The organism is Arthrobacter sp. NicSoilC5 (assembly GCF_019977395.1).
Lineage (GTDB): Bacteria > Actinomycetota > Actinomycetes > Actinomycetales > Micrococcaceae > Arthrobacter.
The window spans coordinates 4,222,956-4,237,511 of sequence record NZ_AP024660.1 but is presented as its reverse complement, the minus strand read 5'-3'; the positions used below and the strand labels follow the sequence as shown (position 1 = coordinate 4,237,511).

Annotated in this window: 12 protein-coding genes; 6 read left to right on the top strand and 6 right to left on the bottom strand. The window is 66.6% G+C overall.

The window, feature by feature from the left end; translation table 11 throughout:
• Positions 1-15: 15 nt before the first annotated feature.
• The gene (locus LDO22_RS19755; protein ID WP_224025405.1) at positions 16-2,235 is read right to left on the bottom strand and encodes an NADP-dependent isocitrate dehydrogenase; all 2,220 of its coding nucleotides are present in this window, start codon (positions 2,233-2,235) and stop codon (positions 16-18) included.
• Positions 2,236-2,563: 328 nt separating this feature from the next.
• On the opposite strand from LDO22_RS19755, the gene LDO22_RS19750 reads away from it, so the two are divergent.
• A complete protein-coding gene (locus LDO22_RS19750) occupies positions 2,564-3,532 on the top strand; it encodes a hypothetical protein (RefSeq protein ID WP_224025404.1) in 969 nt (322 codons plus the stop codon).
• The gene (locus LDO22_RS19745) at positions 3,516-3,689 is read left to right on the top strand and encodes a hypothetical protein (RefSeq protein WP_224025403.1); all 174 of its coding nucleotides are present in this window, start codon (positions 3,516-3,518) and stop codon (positions 3,687-3,689) included. The genes LDO22_RS19750 and LDO22_RS19745 overlap by 17 nt, the downstream gene beginning before the upstream one ends.
• Positions 3,690-3,775: 86 nt before the next feature.
• On the opposite strand, the gene purH is transcribed toward LDO22_RS19745, so the two are convergent.
• Entirely contained in the window at positions 3,776-5,461 is a 1,686-nt protein-coding gene (gene purH, locus LDO22_RS19740) for a bifunctional phosphoribosylaminoimidazolecarboxamide formyltransferase/IMP cyclohydrolase (protein WP_224025402.1), read from the bottom strand.
• 142 nt (positions 5,462-5,603) lie between these two features.
• Here purH and LDO22_RS19735 point away from each other — a divergent pair, with 142 nt between their 5' ends.
• Positions 5,604-6,956 carry an MFS transporter gene (locus tag LDO22_RS19735; RefSeq protein ID WP_224025401.1) on the top strand — a complete coding sequence of 451 codons (1,353 nt, stop codon included), beginning with the start codon at positions 5,604-5,606 and terminating at the stop codon, positions 6,954-6,956.
• Between the two features lie 68 nt (positions 6,957-7,024).
• Here LDO22_RS19735 and LDO22_RS19730 read toward each other — a convergent pair whose 3' ends face one another.
• Both LDO22_RS19730 and purN read right to left on the bottom strand, forming a co-directional pair.
• On the bottom strand, positions 7,025-7,963 hold the full coding sequence (locus tag LDO22_RS19730) for a hypothetical protein (protein WP_224025400.1): 939 nt from the start codon (positions 7,961-7,963) through the stop codon (positions 7,025-7,027).
• Positions 7,964-8,083: 120 nt separating this feature from the next.
• A complete protein-coding gene (purN, locus tag LDO22_RS19725) occupies positions 8,084-8,677 on the bottom strand; it encodes a phosphoribosylglycinamide formyltransferase (RefSeq protein WP_224025399.1) in 594 nt (197 codons plus the stop codon).
• Positions 8,678-8,716: 39 nt separating this feature from the next.
• On the opposite strand from purN, the gene LDO22_RS19720 reads away from it, so the two are divergent.
• Positions 8,717-9,148: a hypothetical protein gene (locus LDO22_RS19720; RefSeq protein ID WP_224025398.1), complete on the top strand. Its 432-nt coding sequence runs from the start codon at positions 8,717-8,719 to the stop codon at positions 9,146-9,148.
• A 13-nt stretch (positions 9,149-9,161) separates the two neighbouring features.
• Here LDO22_RS19720 and LDO22_RS19715 read toward each other — a convergent pair whose 3' ends face one another.
• Together LDO22_RS19715 and LDO22_RS19710 are read right to left on the bottom strand one after the other, a co-directional pair.
• The gene (locus LDO22_RS19715) at positions 9,162-10,478 is read right to left on the bottom strand and encodes a DUF6350 family protein (RefSeq protein WP_224025397.1); all 1,317 of its coding nucleotides are present in this window, start codon (positions 10,476-10,478) and stop codon (positions 9,162-9,164) included.
• Between the two features lie 438 nt (positions 10,479-10,916).
• The gene (locus LDO22_RS19710) at positions 10,917-11,774 is read right to left on the bottom strand and encodes a PRC and DUF2382 domain-containing protein (RefSeq protein ID WP_224025396.1); all 858 of its coding nucleotides are present in this window, start codon (positions 11,772-11,774) and stop codon (positions 10,917-10,919) included.
• Positions 11,775-12,035: 261 nt separating this feature from the next.
• Between LDO22_RS19710 and LDO22_RS19705 the strand changes: the two genes are divergently transcribed.
• Positions 12,036-13,193 carry a glycosyltransferase family 1 protein gene (locus tag LDO22_RS19705; RefSeq protein ID WP_201302448.1) on the top strand — a complete coding sequence of 386 codons (1,158 nt, stop codon included), beginning with the start codon at positions 12,036-12,038 and terminating at the stop codon, positions 13,191-13,193.
• On the top strand, positions 13,190-14,554 hold the full coding sequence (locus LDO22_RS19700) for a UDP-glucose/GDP-mannose dehydrogenase family protein (RefSeq protein ID WP_224025395.1): 1,365 nt from the start codon (positions 13,190-13,192) through the stop codon (positions 14,552-14,554). The genes LDO22_RS19705 and LDO22_RS19700 overlap by 4 nt, the downstream gene beginning before the upstream one ends.
• Positions 14,555-14,556 lie beyond the last annotated feature (2 nt).

Genomic DNA, 14,556 nt, shown 5'->3' with positions numbered 1-14,556 from the left:
CCTTACCAGCCGGTACTAGGCCAGGCTGGCGATGACCTTGTTCAGCGTGGCGGAAGGACGCATCACGGACGAAGCCTTGGCGTCATCCGGGCGGTAGTAGCCCCCGATGTCCACAGGTGAGCCCTGGACCTCGGCCAGCTCGCCCACGATCGTTTCCTCCTTGGAGGAAAGCTCGTTGGCGACCGAGCTGAACGCGGCGGCCAGGTCGGCGTCGTCCGTCTGCTTGGCCAGTTCCTCGGCCCAGTAGCGGGCCAGGAAGTAGTGGCTGCCACGGTTGTCCAGTTCGCCGGCACGGCGGCTCGGGGACTTGTTCTCCAGCAGGAAGGTGCCGGTGGCGCGGTCCAGCGTGTCGGCCAGGACCTGGGCGCGGGCGTTGCCCGTGGTGGTGGCCAGGTGTTCGAAACTCACGGCCAGGGCCAGGAACTCACCCAGGCTGTCCCAGCGGAGGTGGTTTTCCTTGAGCAGCTGCTGGACGTGCTTCGGGGCCGAGCCGCCGGCGCCGGTCTCGAAGAGTCCGCCGCCGTTCATCAGCGGGACCACGGAGAGCATCTTGGCGCTGGTGCCCAGTTCCAGGATGGGGAACAGGTCCGTCAGGTAGTCGCGGAGCACGTTGCCCGTGACGGAGATGGTGTCCTGGCCCTTGCGGATGCGCTCCAGGGTGAAGGCAGTGGCCTTGACCGGGGCCATGATCTGGATGTCCAGGCCCTCGGTGTCGTGGTCCTTCAGGTATTCGTTGACCTTGGCGATCAGGTTGGCGTCGTGGGCACGTTCCTCGTCCAGCCAGAACACGGCGGGGGTCTGGGAGGCGCGGGCGCGGGTGACGGCCAGCTTGACCCAGTCGCGGATGGGGGCGTCCTTGGTCTGGCAGGCGCGCCAGATGTCGCCCTCGGAGACTTCGTGCTCGATCAGGACGTTGCCGGAGCCGTCAACGACCTGTACCTTGCCGGCTTCCTGGATCTCGAACGTCTTGTCGTGGCTGCCGTATTCCTCGGCCGCCTGTGCCATGAGGCCGACGTTGGGCACGGTGCCCATGGTGGTGGGGTCGTAGGCGCCGTTGGCGCGGCAGTCATCGATGACCACCTGGTAGATGCCGGCGTAGGAGCTGTCCGGCAGCACGGCCAGGGTGTCCGCTTCCTTGCCGTCCGGGCCCCACATGTGGCCCGAGCTGCGGATCATGGCGGGCATGGAGGCGTCCACGATGACGTCGCTGGGGACGTTCAGGGTGGTGATGCCCTTGTCAGAGTCCACCATGGCCAGGGCGGGACCGTCTTCCAGGCCCTTCTTGATCAGGTTCTGCACGCCGTCGCGGACGTCTTCCGGCAGGTCCTCGAGGCTGCTGAGGATGGCGGCAAGGCCGTTGTTGGGGCTGATGCCGGCGGCGGAGAGCTGCTTGCCGTAAGTCTGGAACAGTTCCGAGAAGTAGGCCTTGACCACGTGGCCGAAGATGATGGGGTCCGAGACCTTCATCATGGTGGCCTTCAGGTGCGCGGAGAACAGCACGCCTTCTTCCTTGGCGCGGGCAACCTGGGCCTTCAGGAACTCGTCCAGGGCGGCGGCGCGCATCACGGTGCCGTCGATGACCTCACCGGCCAGGACCGGGAAAGCCTTCTTCAGGACCTTCACGGACCCGTCTTCACGGACCAGCTGGATGGCGATGGTGCCGTCTGACTCGATGACCACGGACTTCTCGTTGGAACGGAAGTCGTCCTGGCCCATGGTGGCCACGTTGGTCTTGGAGTCGGAGGTCCAGGCGCCCATGGAGTGGGGGTTCTGGCGTGCGTAGTTCTTGACGGACAGCGGGGCGCGGCGGTCCGAGTTGCCTTCACGCAGGACCGGGTTCACGGCGGAGCCCTTGATCTTGTCGTAGCGCGAGCGGATGGCGGTTTCCTCGTCGGAGGAGGGGTTGTCCGGGTAATCCGGCAGGGCGTAGCCCTGGCCCTGCAGCTCGGCGATGGCCGCCTTCAGCTGCGGGATGGAGGCGCTGATGTTGGGCAGCTTGATGATGTTGGCTTCCGGCGTCTTCGCCAGCTCACCGAGTTCAGCAAGGGCGTCACCGATCTGCTGCTCCGGGGTGAGGTAGTCACCGAACACAGCAATGATGCGGCCGGCGAGCGAAATGTCGCGGGTCTCCACCTCCACACCTGCAGTCGAAGCGAACGCCTCGATGATGGGCAGGAACGAATAGGTAGCCAGCATCGGCGCTTCGTCGGTGTGGGTGTAGATAATCTTGGACATGCGCGGGCGTCTCCCTGTGGGTCGGCTTGGTTGTGAAAAATTCGGTCTATTTCACCATGTACAACTTACCCGAGGACATGGCGTTGAACCGTACCGGAGTCCCAGCGTTACCCCGGCGGTGGGCAGGATTACAGCGATGGAGAACGGCCGACGGCGGGACACGCCCGGGTGCCGGGGCCGCCGTCGCCACCAAGGGGCGGCCGGGGCAGTGAAAGGGTCCTAAGCCGGTATTTGATATCTCACTACTGTGTACAAACTTGTCCGGTGGCGATAAATTCGCTAAGTCACTCCCGATCCAGGGCCCAAACCCCGTTCAGACAGGACAACAATGACTCGCACCAGGTCTCTGGCTTCCGGCCTCCTGACTTTCTCGGCTGCCGCCGTGCTGGCACTCACCTCGGCCGGCGGGGCCTCAGCCGCGCCCGCACCGTCGGATGGGCATGAAGCCCCGTCCGTGGCCGGCGTCACCCTCAATGCCGCCGGCGCAGCGGATTACTGGACTCCGGAGCGCATGCAGAGCGCCGTTTCAGGTGACACCCTGGCCGGCAAGGCGCTGGGCCGCGGCAACCGCTCCAGCGCCGCCCTGGTCGAGAAGGGCAAGCCTTCCTCCACCAAGGGGACCAAGGGCAAGCCCACCATTGCCCAGAGCGAGAATCCCGTCTCCCACATCGGCAAAGTCTTCTTCACCATGGGCGGCACCAACTATGTGTGCTCGGGCAACGCCGTGGCCTCGACCAACGGCAGCACCGTGGCTACCGCCGGTCACTGCGTAAACGAGGGCCCAGGCGCGTACGCCACCAACTTCGTCTTCGTGCCCGCCTACGACAACGGCGCGGCACCCTACGGCAAGTGGACCGCCAGGGCCCTGTACGCCCCCACCCAGTGGGCCTCCAACGGCGACATGACCTACGACACCGGCTTCGCCGTCGTGAATACGGACAGCAACGGAGACCGGCTCACCGACGTTGTCGGCGGCTCTGGCACTGCCTTCAACCAGGCACGGGGCCTGACCTACACGTCGTACGGCTACCCGCAGGCCTCGCCGTTCAACGGCACGTCCCTGTTCAGCTGCACCGGTACGGCCACGGATGACCCCAACAACCCCCAGTTCGGTACCCAGGGCATCCCGTGCGACATGACGGGCGGCTCCTCGGGTGGCCCGTGGTTCATCGGCATCGGCTCAGACGGCGTACAGAACTCCATCAACAGCTATGGCTACAACGGCTCAGCTGTGATGTACGGCCCGTACTGGGGAAAAGTCATCCAGGCAACCTTCAACAGTGCAGCAAAGTCCTAAGGCACCTGATCCGAAGGAGGATCCCGTCAGCCACGTGGACCTGACCCAGTCCCCCGAGGAAGTCCTCGAGTACTGGACAGAGGAGCGGATGGCGGCGGCAAAGGCCCGGGAGATTCAACTCCCGGAGCCCGGCCCCGGCCAAGACGACCAGGACTAACCAGCACAACGACGACGGCGCCCGTCCCCTGCGCAGGGGACGGGCGCCGTCGTCGTTAATCCGGGCCCGCGATGAAGCGGTGGGGATCAGTGGAAGAAGTGGCGGGCTCCGGTGAAGTACATCGTGATGCCGGCGGCGTTCGCTGCCGCAATCACTTCCTCATCCCGGACGGAACCGCCCGGCTGCACCACGGCGCGGACGCCGGCGTCGATCAGGATCTGCAGTCCGTCGGCGAACGGGAAGAACGCGTCGGAGGCGGCCACGGCACCGCGGGCCCGCTCAGGTGCGCCTGAACCGCTCGCGTTGGAAGCGCCGCCGGCACCCTCGACGTCGGACTCCACCGTGACGCCCAGGGTGTTGGCCCGCTCCACGGCCAGGCGGCAGGAATCCAGGCGGTTGACCTGGCCCATGCCGATGCCCACTGCGGCGCCGTTCTCTGCCAGGAGGATGGCGTTGGACTTCGCGGCCCGGCAGGCGGTCCAGGCGAAGGCGAGGTCCGCGAGGGTTTTGTCGTCCGCGGCTTCACCGGCGGCGAGGGTCCAGTTGGCGGGGTTGTCGCCTTCAGCGTCCACCTTGTCCGTGACCTGGACCAGCATGCCGCCGGAAACCTGGCGGAACTCCGTGGGGTAGCGGCCGTAGCCCTCGGGCAGGGCGAGCAGGCGGATGTTCTTCTTCTTGGAGAGGATCTCCACTGCCTCGGGCTCGAAGCCGTGAGCGATGACCACCTCGGTGAAGATGTCCTTGACGGTGTTGGCCATCCCGGCAGTCACGGTGCGGTTCGCGGCGATGACGCCACCGAACGCCGAGACCGGATCGCAGGCGTGCGCCTTGGCGTGGGCATCGGCGATGGGGTCCGCGGCATCGGCGGAGCCGACGGCCACACCGCACGGGTTGGCGTGCTTGATGATGGCGACGGCGGGCTCAGCGAAGTCGTAGGCGGCACGCAGGGCGGCGTCGGCGTCAACGAAGTTGTTGTAGCTCATGGCCTTGCCGTGCAGCTGGTCCGCCTGGGCGATGCCCATCGGCGCAGCCTTGTCCACGTACAGGGCAGCCTGCTGGTGCGGGTTCTCGCCGTAGCGCAGGACCTCGGAACGCTCCAGGGACAGGCCGGCGTAGGCGGGCCAGTCGATGACGCCGTCGCCGTCCTCGTCCAGGAACTGGCTGGCGGTCCAGGTGGCCACCGCGTTGTCGTAGGCAGCGGTGTGGGCGAATGCCTTGGCAGCGAGGCGGCGGCGCGTCTTCAGGTCGAAGCCACCGGCGGCGGCAGCCTCCACCACCTGGCCGTAGAAGGACGGATCCACCACGATGGCGACGGCGGCGTGGTTCTTCGCGGCCGACCGCACCATGGCGGGGCCGCCGATGTCGATCTGCTCCACGACGTCATCCTGCGCGGCACCGGACTTGACGGTTTCCACGAACGGGTAGAGATTCACCACCACCAGGTCGAAGGCTTCGATGTCCATGCTGGCGAGGGTTTCCATGTGGGCGGGGACGCGGCGGTCCGCCAGGATTCCGCCGTGGACGCGCGGGTGCAGCGTCTTGACGCGGCCGTCCAGCATCTCGGGCGAACCGGTGACTTCCTCAACCTCCTGCACGGGAATGCCCGCGGCGGCGATCTTCTTGGCCGTGGAACCGGTGGAGACGAGCTTTACGCCCGCGGCGTGCAGGCCCGTTGCGAGCTCCTCCAGACCGGTTTTGTCGTAAACCGAGATCAGGGCCCGGCGGATGGGTACACGGTCAATGGATACGCGCTCATGCTGCGTGAAGCTCACAAATGTCTCCGTCTTATCTCGCGGAACAGGGCCGCGGTTGGTGGGGATAGGGCCAGTTTATCGCGAAGGCGCGGTTGGCCGGTGTGTCAGCCGGAGTGTGAACGCTGTGGGGGCGGGCTAGAGTTTTGAACAGGAGGCGGCGATGAACACTTACACCACTGTGCCCAGCGGCGAACAGGTGGTCCAGGAACTGCCCTGGCGATGGAAAGTCCAGGGCAGGATCTTCCTGATCGGGGGCCTCGGCTTCATGTTCGACGCCTGGGATGTGACCCTGAACGGCATCCTGATTCCGTTGCTGTCCAAGCACTGGTCGCTCTCCGCGGGAGAGGCCGCCTGGGTGGGTACCGCAAACCTGATCGGCATGGCCCTGGGTGCCTTCATCTGGGGAACGATCGCGGACACCGTGGGCCGCAAGAAGGCCTTCACCGCCACCTTGCTGCTGTTCTCGGTCTTCACCGTCCTGGGCGCGTTCGCCCCCGACTTCATCTGGTTCTGCCTCTTCCGGTTCATGGCCGGGTTTGGCCTGGGCGGCTGCATTCCCGTGGATTACGCCCTGGTGGGTGAGTTCACCCCCCGGAAGCAGCGCGGCAAGGTGCTGACAGCCATGGACGGCTGGTGGCCCATCGGCGCAGCCCTGGCGGGGTTCGTCTCCGCCGGACTGGTGGCCCTCTACGGCGACTGGCGCCTGACCATGCTGGTGATGGTGCTTCCCGCCCTGCTGGTCTTCTGGATCCGGCGGAGCGTGCCGGAATCCCCGCTGTTCCTGATCAGGAAGGGGCGGCGGGAAGAAGCCGCCAAAATCATCGATGGGCTGGTGGAAGCCACCGGGGCGGAACCCCGCGCCTACAGCCTTCCCGACGCCCGGGACGTTCCCCGGCTTTCCGCCGGCAGCGCCTGGACCCAGCTGCGCTCGGTGTGGCAGTTCAACTGGAAGATCACGGCTGCCGCCTGGGCCCTGTTCTTCAGCATCCTGCTGGTGTACTACCTGTCCCTGACATGGATGCCGAGGATCCTTATCGGCGCAGGTTTCGCCGAGTACAAGGCGTTCGTCACCACGGCGTCCATGGCCGCCGTCGGCTTCCTGGGCGTGGTGGTGGCGGCGCTCCTGGTGGAACGTGTGGGGCGCAAATGGATCCTTGCCATCACCGGTCCGCTGTCCGCGCTGACCCTGGTGATCGTGGCATTCGTGGTGGACATCCCCACGGCCGCGGTGTCTTGGCTGCTGGTGTTCGGGTTCGTGGTGCAGGTGGCCATTCCGGTGCTCTATGCGTATGTCTCCGAGCTCTATCCCACCGAACTGCGCGGCACCGGATTCGGCTGGGCGTCCACATTCTCCCGGCTCGGTGCGGGTTTTGGGCCGCTGATCTTCGCCAACTACTTCTGGCCGGAACTCGGGCTGGCCACATCCTTCGCCCTGGCCGGTGCCCTGGTGCTGGCCTCCGTGCTGTGGATGGCGTTCTTCTCCCCCGAAACCCGCCAGGCCCGCCTGGAGTAACCTTTCCCAACCAGGTAGCGCCAAGTGTCGTTCTGGAGCCTCAATACGACACTTGGCGCTACCTGGTTCTAGCCTCCGGGCAACCAGCCGCCGGCCAGCATTGTCCGCCGCACTTTTGCCACCGCCAGCTTCGCGTCTTGTTCCATGTGCCGCTTTGAGATTCGCACAAGAATCCATCCACCGCGTCCGAAATCCTCTTCGCGGGCAATGTCCCGCTCAATCTGTCCCGCTGCCGAATGTCCCTCACCGTCGTATTCCACCGCCACCTTCTGTTCGGGATAGCTCAGGTCGGGTTGACGTACGACGCCGGGGGCCAGCGGCGTGGGCACGTTCAGTAGAGGTTCGGGCAAGCCGGCATACTCCAGAGCCAGCCGCAGCCTGGTTTCCTGTGCGGAGTCGGAACCCACCCTGGCCAAATCAAGGGCAAGACGGGCCTTGCGTATTCCGGGTGTTCCCTTGTGCCTGTCCAGCATCTCCGCCAGATCTTCAAGCGTTGCATAGGGTTCGAATCTGCCTTCGAATTCCGGGCGCGGGTATCGGATCAGATGGTCTGCAACAACGGTCAATTCCTCGATGCCCATCTTGCGGGAGCAATCCAGCCACGTCCGGGTCCGCGACGTGACCAGCAGGCCCTGGTGGCTGACAATCTCGTCGTCGAAAAACTGTCCCCGGTGGCCCCTCACACCGGGCCGGCGCATGATGGCCACCGTGTCGGGACGGGAGACATGCAACAGCGGTTCGTTGCAGCCTGGCAGGAACCCTGGAAACTGCCACAACAGAAAAGCGGATGCGTGGGAAGCCGCGGCAAATTCCGTCACCAGGGTGTAGGGCCGGAGGCAAGCGGCCAAATCCGATCGGCCGCAGGAGTCCGGCACCCGGACGCCCCTGCTGGGCCGCTGCAAGCCCCGGTGACGCAGCCGGCGGCGGGTGATGCCGGCGTCGACTGCCTCCCGGAAGGTGAACGGCAGCGACTCAAATTGTCCGGGCATGGGACGAGGAACCTTCATCAGCCCATGGTGGCAGCCGCAACTGTCTTTGCTGGACGTTATCCACAGGCTCGGCCCACTCAAACAATGTAGGTAGCGCCAGCTGTCGTTTTGAGGGGGTTAAACGACACTTGGCGCGACCTAGTTGGGGTGGGGCGCGGCGGAGTACGCGGGGTCTGCCGCCAGGGCGGCCAGGGTGGAGACCAGCAGCCGGCGCTCCACCACCTTGATGCGCTCGTGCAGGGTTTCCTCGGTGTCCGTGTCCTCGATGGCCACGGCTTCCTGGGCAATGATGGGGCCGGTGTCCACGCCGGCGTCTGCCCAGTGCACGGTGCAGCCGGTGACCTTCACGCCGTACGCCATGGCATCCCGGACGCCGTGCGCACCGGGGAAAGCGGGGAGCAGTGCCGGGTGCGTGTTGAGGTATTTGCCGTGGAAAGCGTCGATGAACTCCGGGCTGACGATCCGCATGAACCCGGAAGAAACCACCACGTCCGGCTTGTAGGCGGCCACAGCCCGGGTCAGCGCTGCGTTCCAGTCCGCGCGGTCCCGGTAGGCCTTGAAGTCCACCACGAAGGTGGGGATCCCGGCGGCAGCGGAACGCTCGACGCCGTAGGTTCCCTCGCGGTCCGCGCCCACCGCTGCGATGTCCACGTCGAGGTCCCCCGCCTTGACGGCGTCAATAACTGCCTGGAGATTGGACCCGGTTCCGGAAACGAGGACGACGATACGCATTGGTCCAGCTTAGGTGCAGGCTCGCGTACGCTGGAAAACATGAACAGCGAACCGGGCCGGAGCGGGCAGCAGCAGGTCAGGCCCCCGCTCAGCGAGGCGGCGAAAGCCTCCCTTGCCAAGACCCGCACCCTGTTCCGGATGTTCGTGGTCTCGGTCCTCGGTTCGTTCTTCGTGTACCAGCTGGACGTCGGCTACCTGTGGCTGGCGACCGTGCTGACCGCCGCGGGCCTGGTCCTGGGGGTCGTCCTGCTGGTCCGGTCAATCCGCCTCAAGGAATCCAGGCTGGTTCTCCTCGGCACCATTTCCGGACTGGTGGTGGCCGCCGTCATGGTGCTGCTGATCGTCACCACCATGGTCCTGTTTGACCAGGTGCGCGAGTACCAGGCGTGCCTGGGCCGGGCGCTGACGGACCGGGCCACCCATGCGTGCATGGCCCAGTTCCAGGACGTCCTGCCCACCAAGGTCCGCTAGAGGCGGCCCGGTTCTAGTGGACCAGCTCCGCATCGTGTTCCGCCGCCCCGGTGTTCTCCCGCTCCAGCCACGGTCCGGCAGCGTAACCGACAACGACGCCGATGCCTACCTCGGCAGCCACCCACAGCCCGGTCCACAGGGGGTCGGGCCCAATGGCCGTCAGGCGGCCAAGGCCGGCTGACCCCCTGGCGATCCAGGCCAGGCAGGCCGTCAGCAGGCCCGCCGCCACGCCCACGAGCACGCCGAGCACCAGCGTGGAGACGGTGGCGGTGAACCAGCGGGCATGCACCTTGATGGCGAGCCACTCGTCGAAGTGGTTTTCGCCCTCCCGCAGGAACCACCATCCCGCCATGACACCTGCCAGCACCGGAACAACCAGGGCCACGAAGGCGTAGTCCAGGGACCCCGACGGGATGGCAGCCAGGACCGGTATGGACGGAAGCGGCCCGACGGCGGTCCCCAGCGCCCCGGCCTGGGAGCCCGCCCCCAGCGCAAAACCGGCGCCCGACGTCCAGGCGAGGGCGAACACCACAAGGTTGGGCAGGAAGCCCAGCTGGGCGATGGTGAGGGCGGCACCTCCCACCGGCCCGGCGTCGAGCGCTTCATAAACGGAAACCACCAGGTTCCAGTGGATGAACAGGTCTGCCGCCAGCAGCACTGCGGCGAAGGTGAGGGCGGACAGCACGGCGACGGTCCCCGCTTTCGCCGCGGACGCGAAGTACGATCCGGCCCAGCGTGAGTGCTGGCTGGTGCGCGAGATCCAGTCCACCGCGTCAACGCCGATGAGCCGGCTCCAGGACCCGGCCTCCCTCCGGGCGCCAACCACCATTCCCAGCCCGAACGGGACCAGGGGAACCAGCATGGCGAACCAGAGGTTGATGCCGACGTCGGCGCTGCGGCAGACGAACCCGGTAGCGGCGCCGAACGCTGCGTACACTGCCCACGAGCCCAGCAGCGCCTGCCACAGCTGGTCCGTATAGGAGGCGCGGGCCAGCCGCCGGCCGGCGCGCCAGGCCAGAAGGAAAGGGATGAGGGTCAGGCCCAGCGGAATCAGGCTCAGGATGCCGGACCCGCCGTGGGTGGCAGTCCCGGGTCCTGTGCCGGCAAGTTCCAGCGGCACCCCATGGACCAGGAGCCAGGACTGCCCGGCCAGGCGGGCCAGGACTTCGAACTGCCCGTTCTGGAATCCGGCAGTGGCCCAGACGGCAACGATGGGCGCCACGACCACCAGGGCCGAGATGATGGCCGCCTGCGCCGCTTCAAGGGCACCCTGCAGCCACAACGGCATGGGTAGGCCACGGTCTCCGGTCTGATCAGCGCGCAGTTTCATCGTGTTCCATGGTGTCACGCCGGGCGTGCCGGACCCGCGAACGACAGGCTCCGGGGAGCCACTGATCACCAATCAAATGCCCCGGCGTGCGGCGCTTTTTGCGCTGCCCCGCCGTAAAATTGGTAGAAACCACAACCCGCCGCCCCGCTGGGGGCATGGTGTGATTTCTGCTGGCTGCCGGACGTGGACACTGCCAGCCGTGTACCCGGATACCGTCAACCGGGAAAACAGGAGCCGCGAATGAGAGATGAACCGTAAGTTCTGAAGATATTCGTCCTACTGGCTGGTGCAGCCACCGCTTCCGGCGCGGCTGCACCAGCGTTTTAAACAGTGCGGCGCCGGGAGCCTCCTGGAGGCTCCCGGCGCCGTTCACCGTGTCAGGGCAGCTGATTCATCCGGGCTGCCCGCGGAACTGGGGGCCGGAGCCCCGGGTCCCGATCAGCGACGGGTGTCGCCGTCTGTTTCGATGTTTTCCTTGCGGACTTCCTCATTGACCGTGACATCGTCACGGACAACTTCCTTGTCCAGGCGGACCCGCTCCACGGGAACGGCTTCCTTCTCAACAACGGGGCGTTCCTCGTGCAGGACCACCTCGTGCTCTTCTTCGCTAATGGCAGGCCCGTCGAAGGCTCCACCGCGGTTGCCGTCCGTGATGGGCTCCCGCTCGATGCGTACTTCTTCACGCTCCACCGGGATGGTCTTGGTGACGTTTTCGGTGGTGACGTACTTACGCAGCCGTGCGCGGCCGGTGGCCTCACGTTCCTTGCCCACGTGCAGCTGCTCCTCGGACCGCGTCATGGCGTCGTCCGTGGTGGGGCCGGAGGTGTCGTGGCCAACGGTTCCGCGTGCGGTTTCGTCGCGGTCATACGTGTCGCGGCCTGCACCGATCCCGGCGGTGGGGGTGCCTGCGTTCAGGTCGGCGTCGCCCTGCAGGTCCACGTCCCCGGCGGTGCCGGAACGGGCCTCGGTGTAGGTCCGGGCACCGCGGTCGTAGTACGTGTAGAGCCGGTCCTCTTCCTCTGGGGTGAGGTGGCCGTCCGCATCCACGCGGGGAGCGTCCTTGACGTGCTCCTTGGTGAAGGGAACCACCAGGTCTTCGCCCTGGTTGTGCGCGCCCTCCACCGGAACGAAGGACTCGGAGGTACCGAAGAGCCCCGTCTTCACGGTGACCCATGTGGGCTCGCCCGTGTCATCGTCTGCGTACAGCTGACCGATCGAACCGATTTTCGTGCCGTCGGAACCGACGACGTGGCCGCCCTTGGTGAGCAGGTTTTCAAGGTTTTCCCTGTTGAGCATGACGTCTCCTTTGGATGGTCTTTGCACTGGGTCTGCCAGCAGTGGATGTTCCGGACCGGGGCATTCTCCCGTCATCCGGCTTCCGCCCCGGCTGCTTGAGGCTCTGCGCTGACTGCCCCACTACCGTAAGCATGCTTAGCATCAAATGCAAAGCCTACTTAGTAATTTTTTTGGCGGCCCGCGGCAGTTGTTCACCCGGCCTTCTCCTCGGGGTAACGCTTCCTCCCCCGTCATTTCAAGGAAGGCGCCCACGGTGGAGGGGTGAGGATCGCAATCGTTGCCGAATCTTTTTTGCCGCTGATGAACGGCGTCACCCATTCCATCCTGCGGGTCCTGGACCACCTCCAGGAGCGCGGCGACGAGGTGCTGGTCATCGCGCCTTCCGGACATGACGGGGAGGCCGCGGGCCGGGTCAAGGGGGCGGAGGTGCACAGGCTGCCCGCGGTCCCGCTGGCCGGCTATACGAATGTGCGGGTGGCGCTGGGAGGTGTGTACCGGGTCAAGCGAATCCTTGCCGAGTACGCGCCCGACGTTGTCCACCTTGCCTCGCCGTTCGTGCTGGGCTGGCGCGCCGCGCAGGCTGCGCACCAGCTGGGCATCCCCACCGTGGCCATCTACCAGACCGAAGTTCCCAGCTACGCCGCCCGGTACGGCGTTCCCTTCCTGGAAAACTGGGCCTGGAACAGGGTGGAGAACATCCACCTGCTCTCCTCACGCACCCTGGTGCCCTCCACGTTCGCGCTGAACCAGTTGCGCGGCCGGGGCATTCCGCGTGTACGCATGTGGCGCCGCGGCGTGGACACCGCGAGGTTTTCGCCGGCAAAGCGCGACGACGGGTGGCGGGCTTCGGTGGCTCCGGGCGGGGAACGGATCATCGGCTACGTGGGCAGGCTGGCGGTCGAAAAGCAGGTGGAAGACCTTGCCGCCCTCGCCGGCATTCCCAACACCAGGCTTGTGGTTGTGGGCGACGGCCCGCAGCGGGCAGCCCTTGAGGCGGCACTCCCCCGGGCAGTCTTCACCGGATTCCTGGGCGGTGATGACCTGGCACGGGCGGTGGCATCGTTCGACCTGTTCGTCCATCCCGGCGAGTTCGAAACCTTCTGCCAGACCATCCAGGAGGCCATGGCATCGGGTGTACCGGTGGTGGCCACAGGGCGGGGCGGCCCGTTGGACCTGGTGGAGAACTCGCGCACCGGGTGGCTCTACGAACCGGGCGACCTGTCCGCCATGCGGGCCCGGGTGCAGGACCTGGTGGGCGACGACGCCAAACGGCGGGCATTTGCGGCCGCAGCACACGCCTCGGTCCAGGACAGGACATGGCCCGCGCTCTGCACGGAACTGGTGCAGCACTACGCGGACGTCATCGCGGGGGCGCCCGCACCAGCACAAAAGGTTTCAAAGGCAGGAGCATCATCATGAAGATTTCCGTGATCGGCTGCGGATACCTGGGCGCGGTCCACGCAGCAACCCTGGCCTCCATGGGCCACACCGTGGTGGGCATCGACGTCGACCCCGGCAAGGTGGCGCAACTGGCACGGGGAGCCGCACCGTTCCACGAACCTGGACTGGATGAACTCCTGGAGCACGGCCGCGCCACCGGACGGCTGCACTTCTCCACCGATCCCGCCGACGCAGGGGACGCCCAGGTGCACTTTCTGTGCGTGGGGACGCCGCAGGACAAGACGTCCGACGCCGCCGACCTCACCTTCCTGGTCTCCGCCGCAGCGGCCTTGCTGCCGCACCTGGCCGCGGGCGCCGTCGTCGTCGGTAAATCCACGGTGCCCGTTGGCACCGTGGACATGCTTCAGGATGTCCTGGCCGCACGGCCTGATGTGCTGCTCGGCTGGAATCCCGAGTTCCTCCGGCAGGGCACCGCCGTCAAGGACTCCCTGGTTCCGGACCGGCTGGTCTACGGCGTGGACGGCGGCCGGGCCGCCGCCTTCCATCCCGCCACCGGCGCACCCCTGGGGGTGACGGCGGCCCTGGACGGCGTCTATGAGCCGCTGCTGGCTGCCGGCATCCCGCGGCTGGTCTGCAATTTCGCCACGGCAGAGCTCATCAAATCGGCAGCGAACGCCTACCTGGCAACCAAGGTCAGCTTCATCAACGCCGTCGCTGGATTGTGCGATGCCGCGGGCGCTGATGTCACCGAACTCAGCGAGGCGATGGGGCTGGATCCGCGGATCGGTGGCCGGTACCTGCACGCGGGTCTTGGTTTCGGCGGCGGCTGCCTGCCCAAGGACATCCGCAGCTTCCGAACCCAGGCAGCCACCCTGGGCGTGCCCGCGGTGGAGGACTGGATGCGGCTGGTGGATGCAGTGAACCTGGGCCAGCGGGAACGCACGGTGCGCCTGGCGGCGGAACTGTGCGGCGGGGCGCTCGCCGGGCGTTCCATCACCGTGCTGGGTGCATCCTTCAAACCGGATACCGACGACATCCGCGACTCCCCGGCACTGGATGTCGCGGACCGGCTGGCCGCCGCCGGTGCCCATGTGACCGTCACGGACCCCAAAGCGGTGAACCTTGCGTGGCGCCGCTACCCACGCCTCCGGTTCGAGTCCTCCGCGGCGCGGGCGCTCCAGGACGCCGAACTGGTGTTGCTCCTCACCGAATGGGACGAGTACCGGCAGCTGTGCCCCGCCTCGACCGGGCAGCAGGTACGACGCCGGGTGGTCCTGGATGCGCGCAATGTGCTGGATGCTGCCGCCTGGCAGGAACAGGGCTGGGTGGTGCGAGGACTTGGGACCGCCGCGGGGGCCTTGGCGGCGGCCGCACACTGAGG